This window comes from Nostoc sp. (genome assembly GCF_036919575.1).
In the GTDB taxonomy this organism is placed as follows: Bacteria; Cyanobacteriota; Cyanobacteriia; order Cyanobacteriales; family Nostocaceae; genus Nostoc.
This window is the reverse complement of record NZ_JBALBY010000110.1, coordinates 36,547-60,611: the sequence shown is the minus strand read 5'-3', so window position 1 is coordinate 60,611 and position 24,065 is coordinate 36,547. Positions and strand designations below refer to the sequence as shown.

Here is a 24,065-nt window from a genome sequence, read left to right as displayed (position 1 = left end):
TTCAGCAATAGTTAGGAACAATTTAATGAAATCTTTAGTGTGTAATAATGAAGCAGCAAGGCTTGAGGTTCTGCGCCAGTACCAGATTCTCGACACTCCACCAGAAGAAACATTTGACGATTTAGCGTTCTTAGCCGCACAGATTTGTAACACACCGATCGCCTTGATAAATCTAATTGACGCTAACCGTCAGTGGTTTAAAGCCAAGGTGGGGTTAGATGTACAGGAAATGCCACGAGATACCGGATTCGGCTCGATTTGTATGGAAAGTGGCGAAGTTTTGATTATTCCTGACACCTTATCTGATGAACGATTTGCTACGAATCCTCTAGTCACTTATGCTGAAATTTGTGTGAGATTTTATGCAGGCGTACCTTTGTTAGCACCAGGAGGAGAAGCGATCGGGACTCTGTGTATAGTTGATCGCGTACCACGCCAAATCAGTTCCAAACAGGTAGAAGCACTGCAAAATCTTAGCCGCGTGGTAGTTAGACAACTAGAGTTCCGGCGGAACTTAGTTGAACTGGCAAGCATCAAACAGGAATATAAAGAGGCATTACACCAAAGCGAATCTATTTTGGACAATTTCTTTGAACAAGCAGCATTGCTGGATATTGTCAGTGATGCAATTGTCGTGCAAGATTTGTCTAACAAAATTTTATTATGGAATAAAAATGCTGAGAAAGTTTATGGATGGAAGTCCGAAGAAGCTATAGGTAAGCAGTCAGATGAACTTTTTTCTACTCAACCTTTGTCGCAAAATCTAGAAATTTATCAGACTGTCTTAAAGGATGGATCTTGGCAAGGTGAGTTACAGAAAACCAGCAAATCTGGCAAAAAACTCATCGTTGAAAGTCGCTGGACGCTGATAAATAATCAACATTCTCAAGCCAAATCAATCCTGATCGTTGATACTGATCTTACCCAGAAAAAACAAATAGAAAAAAAAATTTTACGCGCTCAACGCCTGGAAAGTATAGGCACTCTTGCTAGTGGCATTGCTCACGATTTAAATAATGTGTTATCACCAATTTTGATGTCAGTGCATCTGATCAAAGCTAAAACCTACGACCAACAGATTAACCAGATATTGTCAATAATAGAAAGCAATGCCAAACGTGGTGCTGATTTAGTAAAGCAAGTGCTGTTATTTGCTAGGGGAATTGAAGGCGATGTCCAAGGACAAGTCGCTACGCGTCAACATACTGTGCTTCAAGTCAAACACCTGATTTTAGAAATGCAGCAAATTATCTCACAAACATTTCCCAAATCAATCGCATTGTACACAGAAATTCAGGAGGAATTATTACCTATTTGTGCTGATAGTACCCAACTGCATCAGGTATTAATTAATTTGTCTCTGAATGCGCGGGATGCCATGCCTACAGGCGGAACTTTAACAATATCTGCCGAGAATATTTGGATTGATGAAACTTATGCCAGTATGCATCTAGAAGCTACAGTTGGTGCTTACATTGTCCTGACAGTTGCTGATACGGGGCTTGGAATCAACAGTGAAATATTAGATAGAATATTTGAACCATTTTTTACCACAAAAGAGTTGGGTAAAGGTACAGGACTTGGGCTATCAACAGTAATGGGAATTATTAAAGAACACGGTGGTTTTATCATCGTGTCAAGTTGTGTAGGCAAGGGGACAAAGTTTAAGGTGTATTTGCCAGCAGTTAATCAAGTTCCAATCCCGTTGTTAGAAGATATAGAAATACCAACCGGTTCTGGAGAATGTATTTTGGTTGTAGATGATGAAGCTGCTATTCAAGAAATTACTAAAACATCCCTAGAAAACTATAATTACACAGCAATTACTGCTAGTGATGGCATGGAAGCATTAGCAATTTACGCCCAGCATAAAGATAAAATTAGTGCCGCCATTATCGATATGATTATGTCGAATATGGATGGAGCAACTACTATTCGCACATTGCAAAATCTAAATCCGTTATTGCCGATTGTTGTTGTCAGTGGACTTGCAACAACTGAACAAATACCAATCGAGCAAACAGATGAGCATACAGCCTTTTTACCCAAACCTTACACAACGCAAGAATTATTGAAAACTCTACATGCAGTTATTAGTCAATAGTATAATTTCCATTATCTAGACGATCGCAGTCATATTTTCCTTTAATCTCTTGATTGAAGAAGCTGCCAATTGAATCAGAGGAATGTAAATCTTCCCAAGTATCGTTGTCTACACCTAAGTACTGATAAACAGCTCCACTTTGAAACTCAACTTGCAAAATGTGTTCGTTGCGATCGTAGCCTACAGCCATGGCCATTGAGGAGATAACTGGTAGCATGACAATTGGTTCTTCTTCAAAGGGTAGTAGAGTCGTTTCAGCGATAACCTCGTTAAGTTCTTGCAATCCTTCATAAGCTTGTATCGGCGCGGGAATTTCCAAAAACTCCAGTTCGTCACCTCGATCGAGCAATAACTGCAAATATCCGTCAGAGTGAGCGATCGCTACTAAACTGCTCAAGTCTACCTTAGATAGCTTCATTTATTTTGTGCCTGTTGGCGTAGTCGGGAGTGTTAAAGTTTTATACAACACTTAAGGGCTTATATAGTACAAAAATACTATATAAGCCCTTCGCTGTCAAGTTTTTTTCACTAAGGGAGAATTTACAGCTATTTTCGTCTTAAATAGACCACGCGGTAGAGGCACGCAAATGGAATGAGACTGTTGGCGAATAAGTGAGGGGTTAAACCCCCCAGCCCTAAAAGCTCGGCTTTGCGTTGCTTTCGGGCCCTGCAATAAATTGCGGGCTAATAGTTAAAGTACGTTGAAACGCACTGAAATTAATATTCAGCAGTTTTCTCCTAACTACTCAACGCCTTTAAGAATCGTTGCAAACTCTTAAACACACTGGGCTTTCTCTGTGGTGTCGGATCTGTTGTTGTTTGCGGTTGTCCTTTTGAAAGGATGAGATCCAACTCATCACCCGATGGTTTTGTGGGTAATTCGGCAATTGTTTGATATTCGCCGTTAGTTTCCAGCCAAACTTCCCACTGTCCTGGATAGCAGCGACGTAGGGCACTTTGATCGTCTATGGGGCGCAGGTAATAGGCGGATTCAATCGTACTGATAAAACGATCGCGGATTTTTCTAGCTGTATAACCAATGCCCACAGTTCCAGAATCTTCTAGACGGGGACTTAACAAGACTAAAGGGCGATCGCCTATTTCTTCACACAGCTTTTCCACTTGCGGTACTTCTACGGAAGTGGGGGCAATGAATAAGAAAATTTCATCCTCTGGCTGAATTTTTGTCTGCAAGGAAGCAGCCCTACCCGTACCAATATCCAAAATTTGAAATGGTGCATCAGCCCAATTGCGGCGGGCTAAGGCCGCAGCCCCAGCGTCAGCAAAGAAAATCTTCAAACGGGAATCATATTCTGTAAACAGGGGCAGAAATTGTTCCGCCACCGGCATATACTTGAGTTCTGGGAACAGGAACTCAACTTGTAGGCGAGTACAGCCATCTGCAAGGGCAGCTTGGACGGCTACACGAGATTGGGCGATCGCATCTTCAAGACTGTTAGGTAGTTGACTCATAGTTTATATCTCACTCTAGCATTAGTTCCATTGTTTCAGTATTAGCTCTGATTTTGGCGTTGCTAAATTTGAATATGAATAATTTGGTCTTGATATGGGAACCTTAAAAATAAAGTATTGATATCAAGGTCTTTCATGAAACCTGTTTTGCGTAAAGGAAAATTAACAAGATGGAAGGATGACAAAGGTTTTGGGTTCATCCGCTCCAGTGATGGCACTCAAGACGTTTTTCTTCATATCACTGCAATCAAAGAAACAAATCATCGTCCACAAGTTGGTGATGTGATTTGCTATCAGCTAACGGTTGGTAAAGACGGCAGAATTCATGCTTGCAACGCCTTTATTGAAGGAGTTGTATCCAAACCTATGCCGATCGCGTCATCTTTCGCAATCGAGAAAGAAACATTCCAGCCTCAAGCTAAATATTCTTTAATATTCGAGGTATTGCTCTTATCTTTATTACCAGGTTTAGGAGCAATGCATTTTGCCTTGACGACTTTCAACCCAATTCCTCTGATTCTCTATCCTGTAATGAGTTTTGTTACCTTTGCACTGTACGCGGATGATAAATCTCGTGCAAAGCAGGGGCGTTGGAGAATATCAGAAAAGAGATTACATTTGTGTGAATTCATGGGTGGATGGTTGGGTGGATTCATCGCCCAACGAAGATTACGTCACAAAAATAGGAAGGTTTCATACCAAGTTGTATTTTGGGTAATAGTAGCTATTCATCTGATATTTTGGTTGGATTGGCTTTTCTTTGGGAAAAGACTGGTGGGTTTATTTTTCAGCGTTGTTTTTAGAGGGTAGCAGAAAACTCTTGCAAAACAAACTGCTCAGTCGAGATTCCCTGACTGCTTGCCCATTTTTCAATCTGCTGTTGAAGTTGAGGAGGAAAGTTTATAGGAGTAAATGCAAAGGTGCTTCACATCCCAATTTTAGAAGTGTGATGCCTGCGGCGGGCGGAGCCATCGCATAGAAGACACACTCAAAATTTTACCTGTTGATAAAAGACTCGTTTAAGGCTTTCAGGGACAGTGACATAGAGCGCCAATCAGATAAAACCTAGATATTTTGATACGCGATACCCAAGCCAAATCCCCACAAGGCCACCAATGACGCCCAAGAAGATCGAGGTGAACGATAGCAAACTTCCACCCCACAATGCAGGGAGGTAACTGCCAATCGTAGAGCCAAGAAACATCCCAATTCCAATGATGGTTTTACTCATTCAAGAAAAGCCTTAATCAAAAGTAATGAAAATAAGTCATGATTAAACTCCTTTATGACTCAAAATATTACCTTTTGGGAAAAGACTTGTTTAACCCTTTCGGCAGGCGTGACATAGAGAATTGCGTAGGCGTAGCCCGTCGTAGACTAGAAAACACTCCGACAAATGCTGTATCTAAATTTTAGTATGAGCGATCAACGCTTAACTAAAGATAAATCCGGTGTCAGCCTTTGCAAAACTTGCTTCAACACTATTACAGCTAGGATATATCTAAATATCCTATTTTGGGATTATCCTAAAATAGGTTTATTGTGTTCAACGTATATATAGTGCTAAAGCCAAGGCACAATGAAATTTGTTTTCAGTCACGACTATAAAATATTCCGTCGCTGTCTGATTGCGGCTCGTAAGGAGGCAAAACTAACTCAAGAAACGCTTGCTAAATCCTTGAAAAAGCCACAATCTTTCGTAGCCAAATATGAAAACGGTGAACGGCGGTTAGATGTAATTGAGTTTCTGTTAGTTACTCGCGTAATCGGCGTAGATCCTTGCGATATTCTCAGAAAAATTGAACAAGGAATATCTGAAGCATCTTGTGAGGAGGAGGTATGAATACACAGGATGTAATCGGGCTGGCATCTCAATATCTAGATAATTTATCGGGTCATATTTTTGACGTGTTAGATATATCTAAGCCTGTAACTGTAGACGCAGCGCTAAACTTGGCTAAAGTTATCTCAAAGCTTTCACCCTTACTCGGAAATTTAATCGAATTTAACACAGTTGAATTTTTGAATAAACAAAATGAATTTTCTGAGTTTGGAAAGTGGCAGAGGCAAGATCCAGGTTTTCCAGATACTATTTTTGTGGGAAAAGTTCAACCGACGCCAGGATTAGAGATTAAAGCATGGTTTCCATTAGCAACGGAAATAACAGCACGCTTTAAAGACAGCCAAAATCACTTTCAGTATGATCAGACCTATGTTGCTATGCTGGCATGGTTGCCTGAGAAAATTATCTATGGCAAGCCTCGTATTCTTGATGTATGTGTTGTCTCTGGTTTGTCGGTAGCTTTAGCTAGAGATACTCATTATCATAATCCGCCAGATTATCTTGTTTTGGAGCCAGAAGATACAACTCAAAGAACAGCAAATTTACAGCAGACAAACACTAGCGGTTATAAATTTCAAGGTTCTGTTGAAGAGTTCTTAGAAGCTCAAAAAATAGTTAATTCATGGGGTATAGAAGGAAAAATCTATAAACCAACTAGAGAATATCAGCACCTTTTGCGTGAACTATTGATCCGGTATAAATACAGATTGGATACTAATTTCGCAAAGATGGACAGAATCGTGCATCCAGGTATTGAAAAATTTAAGCGGCGTGTCTATAATATTGAAGTTTCTAGTATTACGGTTGGTCAATGGAATAGACTTCTATCAAGCCGTAGAGAAGATAGTATCAAGAAATCTCTACAAGATTATCTAGAGATTAGAGAAGAGAGTATTGATGAACTTCTTGATTAAATCTCTGCACTCCATAATAAAAATAATCTGGGTCAATTTCGCAAGAGTAAGCTTTTCGTCTCAGTTGACGTGCTGCTAGAGATGCACTGAATAGTCCTCCGAAAGGTTCCCAGATAACATCGTTTTTATCACTTGACGCTTCAACAATAACGCTCATTAAGTCGAGGGGCTTCTGATTAAGGTGTAATGCTTTTCCAGAAGTAATCTTAACTCTCTCATCACCCCGTAGAGCTTGCCGATCCCAAACATTTGTAAAACCATGAGGGCATCTGAATTTGGAGCGCATCTTACTCCATTCTTGCCCTGTTAAAGATTGGTTTCCATCCAAAGAAAAATAAGGTCTTCCTTCTGGATTCCCATGCTCATTTGCATAGTTCACTAACCTCTCAAACATCTCTGGAGGAGGGAAATACCATAAGTGTCCTTGATCGAAATACTTCCTAGTTGCAGCATTGGCTACACCACAAGCATCGTTTGCCCGTCTTAGTTGTAATCCAGAACGTTTCCACTCTTTTAGCAACCATTCTTTCAACGTCAGTTCGTTGACTTTAACTTCTCTTACATATTGAACACACACTTCTGTAACTACAGGGAATCTACGAATTTTTTCTGTATTAACATTCCCTGCTATATGACCTTTTCCTTTATTCCAAATATTACAATTTACATAACGCCAACCGTGCTTTTCTAAAAGTGGATGCACAACAGCCCAGCCAATTTCTGAATTCCAAAACCACAGTGTTGTGCATGGTATAGCTGCTTTTGACCATGCTTCAATATGAGGTTCATACCAATTAGGTAAATCAATATGATCTGAAGTGTCTCCTTCAAAACCAAGAACACCATAAGCTCCATCTGAAACGATGACTGTAGGCTGCTCCCAATTGTTGTAATGTTCGAGACTATCACCCAGATATAGAGCAACGCTTTCATCATTCCATGCAGAAAAATTTAACTTGGTGTTGAGGTTGACTACTTTTCCACGACCAACTGTGCTGGTAGGCTTGCGTTTTAAAGTCTTGAGGGAACTCGGTTCTGGGTTAGATAGACTCATTTATTGATTTACGTGGCTCTAAAACTTGAGTACCTCTCATTTTATCCTGTTTTGGGATATCTTTTTCTTATTCAAGAAACTTGGGAATCAAATATTTTTTTCTAAATTCTTCCTCTTTTTTTTCTATTTCTTGCTTTGTTAACCCTAAAAATTCACTCTTTTCATATTTAATAATTTCGTCAACAATATTTAATATTGCTAATTCTTCACATAACTCGTATGCAGAAATAGCAGAAAAATTAACTGATTTACATTCAGCAAAGCCAAAAATATATCTACCATTGTTAAGTGGTAAGATGGCCAAAGTCGCCCACGCAACTTCATCAATATCATGTCCTTTAATTATTCTTGGAATATAGGTTGTGCAAAGCTTTTCTTTATACAGATTATGTAAGTATAGTCTTGACTGTGCAAAAGGATCTTGACCAATAAATGAAGACCAGATAAACGGTTCATCACATGGAACTAAACCATTATTTTGCGCTTCATAAAAAGCTTTTTCTAGAAACCAAATTTCAACAAGCCAGCTTGCTAGCGAATCAAATTTTCCTGCAAAAATTGAACGCCTATTGAATTTTGGTAATTCACCAACTTCTTTGAGGAAATTAGTATTAATTCTAAATATAGGTATTTGCAATTTTTTACATATTGAATTTTTTAATTTATCGTTTTTGATAGATGTTTTATATTGTCCATGAGAAGTTTCATCAAATTCTATTACAAACTCTGGAGATAAATACTTTCCTATAGTAACAACGAAATCAAAATGAGCTTTGAGCGCGTATGAATACTCATCACAAGTTAGACCGGAATTTTCAATTTTTTCAACATCTGCTATTCTAACTTTCGTAAGCACTTCTGCATTGTATTTAGAAGCCACTTTTTTTAGTTCTTCATTAGTAGATATCTCGTACTTATTTACAAGTAAATTTTTCATTTGCTTCATAACTTTTTTATAAAAAATCAAAAAGGCATTTGACGGGCTTGCTCTTTAAGCTCTTGCAGGGACATAGAAAACACTCCGACAAATGCTGTATCTAAATTTTAGTATGAGCGATCAACGTTTAACTAAAGATAAATCCGGTGTCAGCCTTTGCAAAACTTGCTTCAATACCATTACTGTCCAATCTATATCAGCTTCCGTGGTATCACGTCCCAATGTGATGCGAATTCCGCCCAAAGCCGCTTTTTCGGAATAACCCATCGCTAACAATATCGGGCTAGGGCTAAGTTTACCACTGTGACAGGCAGCACCAGCACTGATGCCGATGCCAGCAAGGTTTAGCTGTCGTACCAAGGTTTTACCGCTAAGTTTTTCCCCATCAGCATTTTCTAGGCACATACTTACATGATGAGGTAAACGATCGCAGCTATCCCCTGTAGGAATTAAACCAGGAATCTCAGCTAATTGGGCAAAGGCGCGATCGCGTAACTCGATCAACCGTGGTGTTTCTGTAGCTAATTCTTGCGCTGCTAATTCTGCTGCTACACCAAACCCCGCAATTATCGGTACTGCTTGGGTACCAGAACGCAGTCCCATTTCTTGTCCACCACCACTTAGTAAGGGCATCAAATCCACGCCAGGACGTACATACAACGCCCCTGCACCTTGCGGCCCATATATTTTATGACTAGAAAGACTAAGTAAATCTACGGCAAGTTGTTGTACGTCTATGGGTAAGCGTCCAGCAGCTTGCACCGCATCTGTGTGGAACAAAGCCCCATGCGATCGCACAATTTTACCCAGTTCTGCGATCGGTTGCACTGTCCCAACTTCACTTTGTCCATAAATCACCGAAACCAAGACTGTATTATGTCGCAAAGCCGCCTTTAAATCTAGGGGATTGACTCTGCCTTTAATATCTACAGACAAGCGCGTAACTTCCCAACCCCACATTTCTAGCGATCGCACTGTCTCAGAAATTGCGGAATGTTCAACGCTGGAGATAATTATATGTTGAGGAACAGCATACAACCGAGCCACACCCATAATTGCTAGATTATCTGCCTCAGTGCCACCAGAGGTAAAAATGATCGATTCAGGAGTAGCGGCGTTAATTAAACCAGCAACTTGAATTTTGGCTTGTTCTACAACCGTTGCAGCCCGTTGTCCCCACTCATGTAAGCTGGAAGGATTGCCCCATTGTTGAGTGAGGACTGTTTGCATAACTGCGATCGCTTCTTTTCGAGTGGGAGTAGTGGCACTGTAATCTAGATAAATTTGCATATAACCGATAATGGTGAGAACACACGTTGGTAGTAGGCTGCTGATCTTCTCAGCATATACAGCTTGAGTCAAGAAATCCTGAAAAAAATCTCTGTAATTCTGCCTCAAGCAGTGGATTTTTCCCTTGACTTGAAAAACTATTTCTCTACTTAATTCAAAACACAAAATTTTGGGAATGATAAATATAGCAGATTTCAAGGAAAGTGAAGTACACAAGCTAAATCTCAAAGCTAGGTATAAAGCCTGTTTTACTTCTGACTCCTGAATTCAGAATTCTGACTCCTGAATTCTGATTCCTGAATTCTGCTGTATATCCACTCCCAATCCACTTTTAACAGATTACAGTGCAATTTATCTCTAGACAAAGATATTTTTTATATATCTTTTTACTGATCTTTCCCCTCGCTAGTTGTCAACGAGTCCAGTCCTACAATCAGCGTCCAGCACCATTACCACAAGATCCGTTAGTTCAAGTTTACTTTAACCATTCTGAGTCTTCAGAATACAAAGAAGCTTACCGTCAGCAAACTCGCCTGGGGGATGATTTAGAAAAGCAGATTGTCGATGCTATTTCGCACGCTAAATCTACAGTAGATGTGGCGGTGCAAGAATTACGTTTACCCAAAGTTGCCCAAGCATTGGTTGATAGACAAAAAGCTGGGGTAAAAGTCAGGATCATTTTAGAAAATATCTATAGCCGACCTTGGGGTAGTTTAACATCTACTGAAGTCGGTAAGTTAGATAAAAGAGAACAGGAACGCTATCACGAATTTCGCCAATTTATCGATATTAACCAAGATAATCAACTTAGTCCAGCAGAAATCAATCAAAGAGATGCTTTGATGATTTTGCAAAATGCCAAAATTCCCTGGATAGATGATCAAGCTGATGGTTCAGCCGGTAGCAGTTTGATGCATCACAAATTTGTGATTGTGGACGATCGCACTGTAATTATCACTTCGGCCAATTTTACTTTAAGTGATACTTCTGGTGATTTTACAAATTCCAGCAGTTTAGGTAATGCCAATAATTTATTGCAGATTGACAGCCCGGAATTAGCATCTTTATTTACAGAAGAGTTTAACGTTATGTGGGGCGATGGGCCGGGAGGTAAGCCAGATAGTCAATTTGGTTTAAAAAAGCCGATACGTTTACCTAAACAAATAACTTTAGGTAACACCCAAATTACTGTGCAATTTTCGCCTACTTCTCCCACCCAACCTTGGATTAACAGTGGTAATGGTTTAATTGGTAAAACTTTAGATTCAGCCACAAAATCTATTGATATGGCGTTATTTGTTTTTTCCGAACAGCGTCTTGCAAATATTTTAGAAAAACGCCATGAACAAAGTGTGGAAATTCGCGCTTTAATTGAACCACAATTTGCCTATCGTCCTTACAGCGAAGCATTGGATATGATGGGGGTTGCTCTCAGCAACAAATGTAAATATGAAGTTGATAACCATCCTTGGTCAAATCCAATTACGACTGTAGGCGTACCTGTGTTACCTAAAGGCGATTTATTGCATCACAAATTTGGTGTTATTGATAGTCAAACAGTCATTACAGGTTCTCATAATTGGTCAGATGCTGCCAATAGTGGTAACGATGAGACACTTGTAGTAATTGAAAATCCTACAGTTGCTGCCCATTATGTGCGAGAATTTGCTCGTCTTTATACCAAAATTAAACCGGGCTTACCACCAGGAATTCAAGAAAAAATTAAATTAGAACAAACACGGTGTCCCCAGATAAAAACTTCTTCATCAACTGAGCTACAAGCAATTAAAAAAGTAAATATCAACACCGCAAGTCTAGAAGAATTAGCAACTCTTCCTGGTGTGGGTAAGAAGTTAGCACAGAGGATAATTATTAGCCGTCAACAGCAAAAATTTACATCTTTACAAGACTTAGAACGAGTTTCAGGAGTTAGTGCTAAAACATTAGAAAAATGGAGCGATCGCCTGATTTGGTAGTGTAGTGGCGCAAAGCTGTGCGCCCCTACTATAATCTGTATTCTAGCTAGTTAAAAACAGCTGTATCTCTAAACCCTAGAATATTATATGAATGCGATATTTAAACCTCGTCCATTTTTAAACCTGGAGTAGTGCGGGCATCTTGCCCACTACTACCAGCAGGGAGCAAGATGCTCCCACTACTTTTAAAAACTATGCTTCTCAAAATAGATATGGTTTAAATGCGATCGCTAGCTAAATCAAGCAAACTGCGGAAATGTCCATTCTGAGAAAATCGTTCTGTTATTATTTGTTGATAAACCGCCTCATAGCCATCAGTCATGTGTTCAACGCTGAAAAGGTTTTCGACATACTGACGACAGGCATAGCGGTCTAACTCTATTACGCGATCGATCGCACTGATGCACTCTTGAATATTATTGCAGAGGAAACCCGTCTTGCCGTGGGAAATTACCTCCTCAGTAGACCCCAATTTCATCGCAATCACCGGCGTACCCGAAGCCATTGACTCAATCATCACCAATCCAAAGGGTTCTCGCCAAGTAATCGGGAACAGAGTTGCGACTGCACCTCCCATCAGAGCATTTTTTTGAACGTGGTTGGCTTCACCCAAATACTCAATTTGCTTCCCATCAATGTGCGGTTTAATTTCCTTCTCAAAGTATTCCACATCAACGGTATCGATCTTACCTGCCATTTTCAAATGCCAACCAGCAACTTTTGCAATTTCTATGGCTAAATGCGCCCCCTTCTCTGGAGACATCCGACCTAAAAACGCCAGGTAGGGCGCATCTTCTGGTTGGGAATGAAAATTATAACTGCTAACATCAATCCCGTTGTAGACCGTTGCGATACAGTTCAACCCTAACCTTGGTTCTCGTTGTGAATTGGAAATATTAACGTAGGGTTGTTTTTTACCAAAACTAAACATCTTTTCGTTGTCAGGGGTAAAAATACCGTGCAACGTGTGAACCGTAGGGGTTGTGACGAGATTCGCGTAAGCTAGTGCCCCATGCCCGATATGGGAGTGAATAATATCAAACTCTTCTGCACGTTCATACACCGAAGCTAGATTCAGCATCTCGTAAATGCTGAAATCTTTGATAGTCGGATCGAGTCTGAGGGCACGGGGATGAACTGACGTTAGTTTTGCCAGACTAATAGAATCTCCAGATGCAAATAAAGTTACTTCGTGTCCGCGTCGGACTAATTCATCGGTCAGTAACCCAACTACTAACTCAATACCACCATAAGCTGGAGGTGGAACTCTCTCCCACAATGGAGCTACTTGAGCAATTTTCATCACAAACCTCCTAAAAAATAAAACTTGAATTAGAAGTTTTTTCTTTCTGTAGTTCTAGTGCTTGTAATTGATTCACTCTGCATTAGAAAGCAACTTCAGATAGTAAACTTATTAACAACTTTCTTCAAATCTTATGCTGTTACTTCTATATTTTTTGTCTATCCTAGTACGGAAATTACCCACTTCTAAAGACGTAAATACATTCTAATTTATTAATTTTTGTGTGATTTGGTACAATTTTAAATATAGATTTTTTTATAAATAGGAATGTTCTAGAATCGTCAAAATCTAAGTTAAATGATGATATTGGGCGAAAAAGCTCTACTATCGCCTGTCAATTATCTGATTTAGAAATGTTAATTAAAGAATAAACTGCATAGTCACTTTTTGGGCGGCTTTCCGTACCTAAAGGATAACCCGTAGCCACCGAAAGGGTAGATTTTCCTAAAGTAGTAGTCCACCAAAGCAACTTTGCTAGGTATCCAAAAATTTGACAAAAGGAAAAAACTTTTCCCCACTCCCCACTCCCTACGGTGTATACACAAGTCATCGAATTACCCAAAAATCTTGAAAAACCTCACCCTGGTTATGCTACGCAAAACCTGTCCCTCTCCTTACTAAGGAGAGGGAAAGAAAGATTTACCCTTGGGTAATCTTGGGTGAGAGGATGTTTTAAAAGTCCTCTTCTCGGTAACAAAACGTTTTAGATCCCCCTAAATCCCCCGATAAATTGGGGGACTTTGATTCCGGTTCCCCCCTTTTTAAGGGGAGCCAGTGCGTTGGGCGGCGAGCCACTCTTGTTGCACCTGGCGTGGGCTAGGGGGGATCAATAAGTGCCTAGAATCACAGCAAACTACTTTTAAAACATCCTCTGAGGTTTTAATCTGTGGGTTATAGAGTCAATTTGGATAAGGTTTTCCGACTTGTGTATATACCGTAGGTGTCGGGAAGGGGGTTAGGTCAATCGTTAGCTTTTCCACATGACCTGAATTGTCAGACGAGAAATCTATATGTATCAAAGTTTGTGTGAAATGCTATGAGCTTTGGCATTCCACATTTGCAGCATAATTTAATTGATTTTGTGGGATCAGTATTTAGTCCATCCTTGGCACTTACTTAAGTATATTTAAAAGTGTTTTTTGTAAAAAATTTGACGCAGGTTTGTTTTTGGGCTAGGATGTAAAAAATTCAATATAAAACCAAATATACACGCGAATTAGTAGCTATAAAAGCTAAAAACATTTGTTTTTAAAACAAATTAGGCTTCCTGCTACTGTTCTTCTTTGTGCCGTCTTGGTCTTGATTGTTTTTAGTTTTTAAGTGATCAGAGTGACACCCGCTCTCTTAGGATTTGCACTTTTTACCCGATAAATATTCACAAATATCGCATTGTTATTGAGCGAGTGAGTATGGCTGGATCAGGGTTTTGGCAGGAATCCCTAGCTGGTGATGTAGCTTTCGGATCATTTCCAGAGTCAGAGGCCGCTTACGATTTAAAATCTCTGCGACTCTTGCTCGACTGCCGATCGCTACTTCCAGATCATGTCTGGTTAAACCCCGACTCTCCATATAGTAAAGAATCGCTGCGATCGGCTCCGGTGGTAGAATTGGCTCATGCTTATTTTCGTATGCTTCTACCAGAGTTACCAAGATTTCTAGTTGATCGAACTCTGGGGTTCCCTGTGTGGCATCAAAAAGCCGCTCTATTTCTTTCAAAGCCGCTTTGTGATCTTCTTTATTCCTGATGGGTTGTAGACTATACATATTCACCTCAAATAGTCTCTGCGTTTATCTTGTCGTATTCAGCATGGCTACCGACAAATCGGATGAAGATAATGCTAATGTCATAGCGGACGTGAACTATCAAGCGATATTTATTGCCTTTGATGTTGAACACAACTCGGTTATTAGCGATAAAGCTAGCATTGGCATAGACACTTTTAATGTCTGCCGGACTTTGCCAATTAGCTTGAGCAACGTCGTCAATCCAAGCTCTCAGTGCTTGCTCAATCTCTGTATGAACTTCCCAAAATTCACGGAGAGTACTACGAGCTATGATTCTCATCATTTTATCATAACTTGCTCCCGTTTTGGGAGCAATAGTCTCACAATCCCAAAATGGACTTTTTACCCAATAAACATTCACTCGGCATGATACCGAATCTACGTGTGAAATACTCAGACTTGCCTAAGAGGATGTTTGAAAAGTATGGGGCGAATAGAATTCGCTACTACACAAACAAAGTCCACCTCCGTGGACTAATGCAAAATCAAGCGTTTTTAACCCACGAAGGTGGGTTTTGTCTGTGTAGCCGCGACTTCTAGTCGCCCGGCTAGTGATAAATTAGACTTTTCAAACATCCTCTAAGTCTGAAGTCTGAGCTTCCCAATTCATCGGGAATTTTCCACATGACCTGAATTGTCAGACGAGAAATCTATATGTATCAAAGTTTGTGTGAAATGCTATGAGCTTTGGCATTCCACATTTGCAGCATAATTTAATTGATTTTATGGGATAAGTATTTAGTCCATCCTTGGCACTTACTTAAGTATATTTTAAATTACTTCTTGTAAAAAATTTGACATAAGTTTTTTTGGGCTAGGATGTAAAAAATTCAATAGAAAACCAAATACACACGCGAATTAGTAGCTATAAAAGCTAAAAACATTTATTTTAAAAATAAATTAGGCTTCCTGCTACTGTTCTTCTTTGTGCCGTCTTGGTCTTGATTGTTTTTAGTTTTTAAGTGATCAGAATTAGGAGTTTCTATGAATTTTTCTCGTCTTTCAGTATTAGTTGGTGCTGTAACTGCTGCGGCTGTTAGTATAGCTGCTTTCCCCTCTTCAGCACATGCTCTAGATTTCAATTGGTCTTTTAGTAATGTGACTGGTTCAACTTCAGGTACTGTGACTGGTACTGTGAACGGACTTGTAGAAGGAGCTAATAGTGGTGGACCTCCAGCAGTAGTGACAGTAACGAGTGCACCCTTGGCGGCATCGGCGGGATTAGGAACTTATACTTTTTCGGATGGCACTTTTACAGTTACAGGAGGGAATATCACCTTCGCAGATTGGCATGGTGCTTTTGGAAGTAACAACTTATTTTTGGGAACAAATGCTGGTGGTGGAACATATTATCCACAGTTAGCTGACACTGGATTTAATATTGCCAATAGCAATCCTGGCGCTTCCGTCTCCTTCACATCTGCTGCTGTTCCCTTCGACATCCCAGGAGGCGCCACAATTCCCGCAGTGGGTGGGCTACTAGCTTTGGGCTTGATGAGAAAAGCCAGAAAGAGCCTAGCATCAAATACCCGCTTCTCTGAGCCGATCAGGGAGATGGTTAGCTAAAGGACTATTTCATTCTAGACATAAACCACCCGCAATACGGTTCGGTTAAGGCAAGAGACGCGATTTATCGCCGTCTCTACAAAGGACTGATTATTGTAAAGACGGCGATTTATCGCGTCTTTGTGATCTAGAATCTGTCATGAAAAAACCTTATCCGAACCGTATTGAAACCACCCGGAACTTCAGTTCCGAGCTAATAGCCAAAGTCCTTGTGTAATTAATTTTATCCGATTACTTACCGCGAACGTTCCTCGCAATGACAAAAGCATGAATTAAATCATTGACTTATTACATAAAATATGATATTTTGTATTGCTATCTAAGGAAAATCGCATATAAACGTGAATATCTCTTCATCTCTCAAAAAACCGCGTGTCTCATGGCAGGCGGTTTTCTCACTGCTGATATTTGTGTTCATGTACCTGCCCATACTGGTACTTGGCTTTTATAGCTTCAATCAGTCGCCCTACAGTGCAACTTGGCAAGGATTCACTCTCGATTGGTATGGCAAGTTGTTCAGTGACGATCGCATCTTATCAGCTTTCCAAAACAGTATGATCGTTGCTGGTTTTGCAGTGGCAATTTCAGCAGTGCTGGGAACCTTGATGGCGGTTGGGTTGGCGCGTTACGAATTTCCTGGTAAGAAATTGTATCGCGGTATTGCTTACCTACCGTTAATTATTCCCGATATTGCGATCGCAGTGGCTACCCTAGTATGTCTAGCGGCATTTGCAATACCTTTGAGTTTGTGGACAATAGTTGCAGCCCATGTCGTGTTTTGTCTGGCCTACGTCGGACTTGTAGTTGCTTCCCGACTGACTAATTTAGATCCTCACTTAGAAGAAGCAGCACTAGATTTAGGCGCTACACCAACGCAAGCTTTTATCAAAGTATTGTTACCTCAATTAATGCCTGGTATTGTAGCTGGTTGTCTTTTGGCTTTTGTTCTCAGCTTAGATGACTTTCTCATTGCCAGTTTTACGGCTGGTAGCGGTTCTAACACCCTGCCAATGGAGATTTTTAGCCGCATTAGAACAGGAGTTAAACCTGATATTAATGCTCTCAGTGTGATGCTAATTTCAGTATCTGCGATCGTTGCTCTTGTAGCTGAATTAATTCGTGCTTCTGGAGAGAATAAAACTTTCAAATAAGATTTCTAATTTGCAATAAAAGTTATAGGTAGGTGATTTGGTTATTCATGAACTTTTTTGGATAGTGAACAACAGCTATATTAAAATGTAGGGTGCATTAGGCTTGCCATAACTCACCAATATTATGGCAATATGCTGTACTTTCTGCTAACATAACGTCCTAGTATAGATAAGTAAATAAATATAATTTATTCATCCTTATGCCCTCGTGTGAAAGATAGTTTTAAGCACATGAATAAACTTCCGTGTTCGCTTCTCTACATGACTGTTTTCAATTAGATAATATTGGGGCTAACTTTGGAGAAGATGCTATTTCCCCCTGATTATGCAAATCTGCCAAAATCCCAATTGCTCAAATCCATTCAACTCTGATAGCAATAGATTTTGCGTGAGTTGCGGACAAAGCAACTTTGGCAAATTTCTCAGAAACCGTTACCGCGTATTGAGACTCTTAGGTGAAGGTGGGTTTAGTAGAACCTATGCAACAGAAGATGTAGACAGACTAAATGCGCCTTGTGTCATCAAGCAATTTTTCCCACAATTTCAGGGAACAGGACAACGCACTAAAGCAGCAGAATTTTTCAAAGAAGAGGCTTTTCGGTTGTATGAACTGGGAGAAAATCATACCCAAATTCCCAGATTACTAGCTTATTTTGAACAAGGTTCTAGCTTGTATCTTGTGCAAGAATTTATTCAAGGAAAAACTCTCTTACAAGAAGTTCAGCAACAAATCTATGGCGAAAAACAAATCTGGGAACTTTTAGCTGATTTATTGCCAGTTTTGGAATTCATTCATACTCATAATGTCATTCATCGGGATATCAAACCAGAAAATATTATCCGCCGTGCAAGTGATGAAAAACCCGTATTAATTGACTTTGGCGGTGCTAAACAGGTAACACAAACCAGTTTAGGAAGACAAGCTACAGTAATTTATACCCTTGGTTATGCCCCAACTGAACAAATGGCTGGATTTGCTTGTCACGGCAGTGATTTGTATGCTTTGGGTGTAACTTGTGTGCGTCTTTTAACTCAATGTTTGCCTTTTCAAGATGCTTCTGGACAGATTAATGACCCTATTTATGATGCCATGAATGCTAAGTGGTTGTGGCGCGAACGGTTACAGAAAAAATGTATTACCATCAGCGACGACTTAGGGAGAATTTTAGATAAATTACTCAAACATCTACCGAGTGAAAGGTATCAAACAGCAGTAGAAGTTATCAATGATTTGAAGTTTACAAAATCAAACATTGAACCTGTTGCCCTAAAAATTGTTTCGATGTCTCAACCCAGATTACCGCCGCTACCACAAAAAGTAATAGTACCATTACCTCCCTTAGAAACCTTTGAATTTGACGTAGTTACAGTAGACACAGGTGGTAGAGAAGTAAACCGCATCAGCTGCAATGCAAACTTTTTTGCTGAAGAATTGGGTAAGTCTGTCACATTAGAAATGGTATCGATTCCTGGTGGTACATACATGATGGGTTCACCGGAGTTTGAAGGGGATGCTGACGAACGTCCTCGACATAAAGTTACCGTTGAACCATTTTTTATGGGGAAATTTCCCGTAACTCAAGCACAGTGGAAAGTAGTAGCAGCTTTACCCAAAGTCAAACAAGCTTTAAATCCTAATCCGTCGAAATTCAAAGGTTTAGATAGACCAGTGGAAAATGTATCTTGGTATGAGGCTGTAGAATTCTGTCTCAGGCTATCAGAAAAAACTGGACGCGACTATCGTTTACCGAGTGAAGCTGAATGGGAATATGCTTGTCGTGCTGGAACTACAACCTCCTTCCACTTTGGCGAAACAATTACCTCTGAGTTAGTCAGTTGCACTATTGAACCAAAAAGCAAATTCCGTAAAGAAACAACAAACGTCGGTAGTTTTGAAGTCGCCAACGCCTTTGGATTGTACGATATGCACGGGCTAGTTTGGGAATGGTGCGCTGATTCGTGGCATAACAATTACAACTATGCACCCTTAAATGGAACAGCTTGGGAAGTTGGCGGTGATATTCATCGCCGGGTGCTGCGCGGTGGTTCTTGGAGTTTCAGTGCAGAACTTTGTCGCAGCGCCAGTCGTAGCTGGAATGAGTCAGACGGTGGACTGAGGATTTGTGGTTTTAGAGTAGTATTTTCCGTAGAGGAGATTATTTAGTAATTTAATTCAAGGGCTGTATAAATTATGAACGACAGAATTGAGAAAGGTGACATAGTACTTATAAATAAAAGTGGAATATACCACAAGCAAATTGGTGAAGTAAGTGAGATTGATTACAATATTTTCTTCGTCAAAATAGTGATAGTAAAGTTAGGTAATCAAGAAGCAAACTTTGAAGAAAAAGATTTACAATTACAAACTAAAAAGCCGAGCCTGCAAGAAGTCATTGCATCAATAGACAAAATTATAGAACAAGTTAAGCAGATTCCCCACTTGCCGACAAGAGAGAAAGTAGAGTTACCTAACCGTCTGAAATATCTTAAATTAGATATTCCTAAACTAGATAAGCAGTTGATTCAAAAAAACTTTGACAGTATAGAGAAAATACTCTCAGCAACAAGAGAAGCAGATTCATCAGCAAGCTTTTGGCAGGAAATAGTTCCTAATTTGGAAAAAATAAGCTGGTGGATTAGAACAAGTTTGTAAACCAACAAGTAAGCTGTTGCGTATTTAATTTGTATATTGTAGTGCGGGCAAGATGCCCGCACTACAATATTATTGGGTTTTCTTGTTATAAAATTTAGCTGCACATCAGCTTAGGGAACTCCAAAAAATAAATTATTCCATCTTGTGGGATGGGCATCTTGCCCGTCCTTTGTGATTAGCGGGCTTTTCGGCCCGCACCACAAGAAATTTTTGGATATTTTTTTATTTGTCAGTCCCTTACCTGACAGTGTACTACTCACATCTTGCACCTAGCCCTAGCGATTAGAAATCGCAGCTATACAAACAAAGTCCACCTCCGTGGACTAAGACGAAATCAAGGGTTTCTAACCCACGGAGGTGGGTTTTGCCTGTGTAGCCGCGACTTCCAGCCGCCTGGTGCAAGATATAAGACTAGTAATTTTGGTAGCAGGTGCGGCTTTCTTGGCAACTAGATTTTATACTCAAAAAGTTATAGGACTTACGCAAAACCACACGCTGTAGGGGCAATTCATGAATTGCCCTAAGAAGAAAATCACTCTTTTCGGCTATTGTTTGCGTAAGTCCTGAGTTAAATGCAGCTAATATCCTGAAGCATAGCTAAATGCTTATTAATAGGTGCAAGTGTATTCGCGGCAATCATCCCACTGGCGGCGACTGCTGGTAAACCAATGCCGGGAAATGTCGAGTCTCCACAGCACATTAGTCCTGGTAGAGGTGTACCAGGGCCAGGAAACATACCAGATCCAGCCGCAATTGCTGGGCCGTAAGAACCTTGGTGACGGCGGAGAAAACGCTCGTGGGTTAAAGGTGTACCAACAAGGGTGACTTCGCAACGAGAGCGAATATCTGGAATGATCCGCTGTAGCGCTTGCCACATTACTTCTGCACGCGATCGCTTTTGTTCAGTATATTCTTGGTTTCTTCGATCCATTCCCTGCCATAAAGCATACGGCTCATTACCTGGAGTATACACATGAATCACATGCTTACCTGGTGGTGCTAGGGATGGGTCGAGAATTGAAGGGATTGATATCACTACAACATTCTGAGGTGCTGTGATGCCCAATTCCCAGTTATTGACTACGATGTAATGACAACGCAAATTTGACTGTAATCCTTGAGCATCAATGCCTAGATGTAGATGCATAAAGCTATCACACTCAGGTGTTGCTTGTCGTTTGGTGCGGTACTGTTTAGGTACTGCCTTTTCTGGTAGTAGCTTCAGTGTGTCCCAAACCGAGGCATTAGAAATCACTGCCCGCCGCGATCGAATTTCTTGGCGATCGCGCAGACGCACACCCACCGCACGATTACCTTCTACAAGCACTTGCTCCACATGAGCGCCCAGTATCAGCTTCCCACCATGTCGTTCCAATCCTTGTACAAGGGTGTCAACTAAAGCACCACTACCACCAATCGGATATTCAAGTACTGCATCTGGTCGATACCAGTCCGCAAACATAAATGCTACCTCTGCGGCACTAGTGCCATCTGCGGGCAGTCCAGAAAGCAGAAAACACAGCAAATTCAGCCAATTTCGGGTAAACGGATCTTTGACAACGCCATCCATAATCCGGCTGAAGGGGCTTGTCAATTTGATGATATCTGGCAGATGTTTTGTCAGAGATGACACAAACGGGGCTACAGTTCTAACTGCACCAAGATCAAAGCGTAATGCGGCTGGTGGAATGGAAGTTGCTGCACTAGCGAATGGTTGCATAACGCGCTGGAGTTCTTGCCATTCGGCTACAGCATCATGACCACGGAATTTCATCAGCACTTCACAAAATTGCTCGGCACCAACCGACGTGTCAAAATCACCTTCTGGTAGACAACAACCCCAAGTATCGTAGGTTACACATGGTAATTCCGAGCCAATGGCATCTAGCACTTGTCGCAGGGGGTTGGCAGAGGGGCTGTAAGACAGTCCAGAGTAGAGGGACGGGCCAGAGTCAAATTTGAAACCATTGCGCTCAAAAGCATGGGCGGCACCACCAGCAATGGAGTGACTTTCGCAGACTATGACATCAAAGCCATACCGTGCTAAAACAGCAGCACAACTCAAACCGCCAATACCGCTACCAATGACAACTACATCTGTAATTTGCATATCCCTTATGTTTGCAACGATGGTTTCTTAAGGTTTGCTAACTCCAGGGTTAGCACATCTTAAACCCTATTGACAGGGGGATTCTAGCACAAAGGAAGAGTTTGGCAGAGCCGTCATCAACATAGAAACCATCTACTGTTCATTCATAGAATAAGTAGTCGCCAGCCAAATTTGTTTATGATACTGGTGTGCATACTCAAGCAAGCGCTGGAGAGAATGCGTTGAATGTTTACGCCTTGTTGATACCAGTTGACCAATGACTAATGACTAATGACTAATGACTAATGACTAATGACTAATGACCAATGACAAATGACAAATGACAAATGACAAATGACCAATGACCAATGACTAACTCACATGGAGAGAGGAATTTGAAAAATCAGCAATTGGGAAATTGGCAAACCACAGTTTTCGGAATTGTGTTAGCAATACTAGTGATTATCGGACTAAATTCCTTTATCATTATTACCCCTGGACAAGCAGGAGTGATCAGCATCTTAGGTAAAGCTAGAGATGGCGCTTTATTGGAAGGGATTCACGTCAAACCGCCTTTTATCACGGTGATAGATGTGTATGATTTGACAGTGCAAAAGTTTGAAGTGCCAGCAGAGAGTTCTACTAAGGATTTGCAAAATTTATCTGCGAGATTTGCGATCAACTTTCGCCTCGACCCCATAAAGGTAGTTGAGGTGAGAAGGAAACAAGGAACCTTAGAAAATATTGTATCAAAAATCATTGCACCTCAGACACAAGAAGCATTTAAAATTGCAGCCGCCAGAAGAACAGTTGAAGAAGCAATTACCAAAAGAAGTGAATTGAAAGAAGACTTTGATAATGCGTTAGGCGATCGCTTAGACAAATATGGGATAATTGTGTTAGATACTAGCGTAGTTGACTTAGCGTTCTCACCAGAATTTGCCAAAGCAGTGGAAGAAAAACAAATTGCTGAACAACGGGCGCAAAGAGCCGTTTATGTAGCACGGGAAGCTGAACAAGAAGCACAAGCAGATGTGAATCGCGCCAAAGGTAAGGCAGAATCTCAAAGACTCTTAGCAGAGACACTCAAAGCCCAAGGAGGACAGTTGGTTCTGCAAAAAGAAGCAATTGAAGCTTGGAAGAGTGGCGGCGCTCAGATGCCAAAAGTCCTCGTTATGGGTGGTGACTCAAAAAGCGGTGTTCCCTTCATATTCAACCTTGGGAATGTACAAAATCAACCGTAATTCGAGTAAATTATACTTAGGAAGGTGGATGAAATAAAATGCAAAACTTCATCTTGTCTCTAGCCTCCCTCTCCAATATATCGGAGAGGGATTGAGGGTGAGGTAAGTCAGGGCATAAATTGTATGTTATTTAATTCTTATTCCTTAGTAAGTTTACCTAGTCTCAACTCAAACACAACAGCAAAACTAACAAGAGAATAATTGGAGTTTATGTCAACCCCCAATCATCAAAATCTCACCGCCGAAGAAGCGAAAAAATTACTGAATAAATTCAACTGCCTAGACATCGCCCCTATCCTCAAGCCATCAGAAAAAGTAGTAATTCGTAGTGCCTTAATTTTACTTACCAACCTTGCTGATTATCAAATTTTAGGAATTTGTGCTGATACAGCAGAAGAAGGAATACTGGCTATGAAGACCTATTCTCTGGCTTTGGGTTATGAACCACCAAACAATTTACTTACACCTGAAGGGCCAGTTTATATTAAATTAAATGGTAAAAATGGCTTGTGTTATCTCGATTCCTATGCTGGACATCATCGTGGTGTATTAGTATCTTGTCAGTCTGACGACGAAGAGGGAATCAACGAGATGTATGGACATTTACCCTTGGATTTATTTGTATAGAATTCGGCGAAGGTAGGTAGGGTATCTGCCTTGCCTACTCACTAATGAAAAACAAT

The 24,065-nt window shown here is 40.5% G+C and carries 21 protein-coding genes; 11 read left to right on the top strand and 10 right to left on the bottom strand.

Annotated features, from left to right (window positions below):
- The first annotated feature begins 25 nt into the window (after nucleotides 1–25).
- Entirely contained in the window at nucleotides 26–2,104 is a 2,079-nt protein-coding gene (locus tag V7K27_RS28920) for a hybrid sensor histidine kinase/response regulator (RefSeq protein ID WP_334951859.1), read from the top strand.
- Here V7K27_RS28920 and V7K27_RS28915 read toward each other — a convergent pair.
- Together V7K27_RS28915 and V7K27_RS28910 are read right to left on the bottom strand one after the other, a co-directional pair.
- Complete coding sequence (locus V7K27_RS28915) at nucleotides 2,094–2,522, bottom strand: KTSC domain-containing protein (RefSeq protein ID WP_334951857.1); 429 nt, start codon at nucleotides 2,520–2,522, stop codon at nucleotides 2,094–2,096. The genes V7K27_RS28920 and V7K27_RS28915 overlap by 11 nt on opposite strands.
- 320 nt (nucleotides 2,523–2,842) lie before the next feature.
- Nucleotides 2,843–3,577 carry a DUF1995 family protein gene (locus V7K27_RS28910; protein ID WP_334951856.1) on the bottom strand — a complete coding sequence of 245 codons (735 nt, stop codon included), beginning with the start codon at nucleotides 3,575–3,577 and terminating at the stop codon, nucleotides 2,843–2,845.
- Nucleotides 3,578–3,712: 135 nt separating this feature from the next.
- Between V7K27_RS28910 and V7K27_RS28905 the strand changes: the two genes are divergently transcribed.
- From V7K27_RS28905 to V7K27_RS28895, 3 genes are all read left to right on the top strand, one after another.
- Nucleotides 3,713–4,387: a cold shock and DUF1294 domain-containing protein gene (locus tag V7K27_RS28905; RefSeq protein WP_334951855.1), complete on the top strand. Its 675-nt coding sequence runs from the start codon at nucleotides 3,713–3,715 to the stop codon at nucleotides 4,385–4,387.
- Nucleotides 4,388–5,156: 769 nt separating this feature from the next.
- The gene (locus V7K27_RS28900) at nucleotides 5,157–5,420 is read left to right on the top strand and encodes a helix-turn-helix domain-containing protein (RefSeq protein ID WP_334951853.1); all 264 of its coding nucleotides are present in this window, start codon (nucleotides 5,157–5,159) and stop codon (nucleotides 5,418–5,420) included.
- On the top strand, nucleotides 5,417–6,334 hold the full coding sequence (locus V7K27_RS28895) for a hypothetical protein (protein WP_334951852.1): 918 nt from the start codon (nucleotides 5,417–5,419) through the stop codon (nucleotides 6,332–6,334). Before V7K27_RS28900 ends, V7K27_RS28895 begins: the two co-directional genes overlap by 4 nt.
- On the opposite strand, the gene V7K27_RS28890 is transcribed toward V7K27_RS28895, so the two are convergent.
- From V7K27_RS28890 to V7K27_RS28880, 3 genes are all read right to left on the bottom strand, one after another.
- Nucleotides 6,300–7,388 carry a DNA methyltransferase gene (locus V7K27_RS28890; protein WP_334951851.1) on the bottom strand — a complete coding sequence of 363 codons (1,089 nt, stop codon included), beginning with the start codon at nucleotides 7,386–7,388 and terminating at the stop codon, nucleotides 6,300–6,302. The two genes, V7K27_RS28895 and V7K27_RS28890, sit on opposite strands and share 35 nt — an antisense overlap.
- 67 nt (nucleotides 7,389–7,455) lie before the next feature.
- Nucleotides 7,456–8,334 (bottom strand): DUF2726 domain-containing protein, encoded by an 879-nt coding sequence (locus V7K27_RS28885; protein ID WP_334951850.1) that lies wholly within the window; start codon nucleotides 8,332–8,334, stop codon nucleotides 7,456–7,458.
- Between the two features lie 111 nt (nucleotides 8,335–8,445).
- Nucleotides 8,446–9,615: a cysteine desulfurase family protein gene (locus V7K27_RS28880; RefSeq protein WP_334951997.1), complete on the bottom strand. Its 1,170-nt coding sequence runs from the start codon at nucleotides 9,613–9,615 to the stop codon at nucleotides 8,446–8,448.
- A gap of 344 nt (nucleotides 9,616–9,959) precedes the next feature.
- Here V7K27_RS28880 and V7K27_RS28875 point away from each other — a divergent pair, with 344 nt between their 5' ends.
- Nucleotides 9,960–11,591, top strand: a complete 1,632-nt coding sequence (locus V7K27_RS28875; RefSeq protein WP_334951849.1) for a DUF655 domain-containing protein — start codon at nucleotides 9,960–9,962, stop codon at nucleotides 11,589–11,591.
- A gap of 217 nt (nucleotides 11,592–11,808) precedes the next feature.
- Here V7K27_RS28875 and V7K27_RS28870 read toward each other — a convergent pair whose 3' ends face one another.
- The 4 genes from V7K27_RS28870 to V7K27_RS28855 all read right to left on the bottom strand — a co-directional run bounded on the left by V7K27_RS28870 (nucleotide 11,809) and on the right by V7K27_RS28855 (nucleotide 14,959).
- A complete protein-coding gene (locus tag V7K27_RS28870) occupies nucleotides 11,809–12,894 on the bottom strand; it encodes a glycosyltransferase family 4 protein (RefSeq protein WP_334951847.1) in 1,086 nt (361 codons plus the stop codon).
- Between the two features lie 334 nt (nucleotides 12,895–13,228).
- The gene (locus V7K27_RS28865; RefSeq protein ID WP_334951846.1) at nucleotides 13,229–13,444 is read right to left on the bottom strand and encodes a hypothetical protein; all 216 of its coding nucleotides are present in this window, start codon (nucleotides 13,442–13,444) and stop codon (nucleotides 13,229–13,231) included.
- A gap of 842 nt (nucleotides 13,445–14,286) precedes the next feature.
- Nucleotides 14,287–14,658, bottom strand: coding sequence for a helix-turn-helix domain-containing protein (locus V7K27_RS28860; protein WP_334951845.1), 372 nt, complete (start codon nucleotides 14,656–14,658; stop codon nucleotides 14,287–14,289).
- A gap of 7 nt (nucleotides 14,659–14,665) precedes the next feature.
- Nucleotides 14,666–14,959, bottom strand: coding sequence for a type II toxin-antitoxin system HigB family toxin (locus tag V7K27_RS28855; RefSeq protein WP_334951995.1), 294 nt, complete (start codon nucleotides 14,957–14,959; stop codon nucleotides 14,666–14,668).
- A gap of 704 nt (nucleotides 14,960–15,663) precedes the next feature.
- Between V7K27_RS28855 and V7K27_RS28850 the strand changes: the two genes are divergently transcribed.
- The 4 genes from V7K27_RS28850 to V7K27_RS28835 all read left to right on the top strand — a co-directional run bounded on the left by V7K27_RS28850 (nucleotide 15,664) and on the right by V7K27_RS28835 (nucleotide 20,049).
- Nucleotides 15,664–16,245, top strand: coding sequence for a hypothetical protein (locus tag V7K27_RS28850; protein WP_334951844.1), 582 nt, complete (start codon nucleotides 15,664–15,666; stop codon nucleotides 16,243–16,245).
- 341 nt (nucleotides 16,246–16,586) lie between these two features.
- Entirely contained in the window at nucleotides 16,587–17,396 is an 810-nt protein-coding gene (locus V7K27_RS28845; RefSeq protein ID WP_334951843.1) for an ABC transporter permease, read from the top strand.
- A gap of 325 nt (nucleotides 17,397–17,721) precedes the next feature.
- On the top strand, nucleotides 17,722–19,560 hold the full coding sequence (locus V7K27_RS28840; RefSeq protein WP_334951842.1) for a bifunctional serine/threonine-protein kinase/formylglycine-generating enzyme family protein: 1,839 nt from the start codon (nucleotides 17,722–17,724) through the stop codon (nucleotides 19,558–19,560).
- Nucleotides 19,561–19,587: 27 nt separating this feature from the next.
- Entirely contained in the window at nucleotides 19,588–20,049 is a 462-nt protein-coding gene (locus tag V7K27_RS28835; protein ID WP_334951840.1) for a hypothetical protein, read from the top strand.
- Between the two features lie 568 nt (nucleotides 20,050–20,617).
- Here the strand turns inward: V7K27_RS28835 and V7K27_RS28830 are convergent.
- On the bottom strand, nucleotides 20,618–22,159 hold the full coding sequence (locus V7K27_RS28830; RefSeq protein ID WP_334951839.1) for a phytoene desaturase family protein: 1,542 nt from the start codon (nucleotides 22,157–22,159) through the stop codon (nucleotides 20,618–20,620).
- Between the two features lie 374 nt (nucleotides 22,160–22,533).
- Between V7K27_RS28830 and V7K27_RS28825 the strand changes: the two genes are divergently transcribed.
- Entirely contained in the window at nucleotides 22,534–23,382 is an 849-nt protein-coding gene (locus V7K27_RS28825; RefSeq protein ID WP_292760917.1) for a prohibitin family protein, read from the top strand.
- Nucleotides 23,383–23,592: 210 nt separating this feature from the next.
- Nucleotides 23,593–24,009 carry a DUF1824 family protein gene (locus V7K27_RS28820; protein WP_334951837.1) on the top strand — a complete coding sequence of 139 codons (417 nt, stop codon included), beginning with the start codon at nucleotides 23,593–23,595 and terminating at the stop codon, nucleotides 24,007–24,009.
- Nucleotides 24,010–24,065 lie beyond the last annotated feature (56 nt).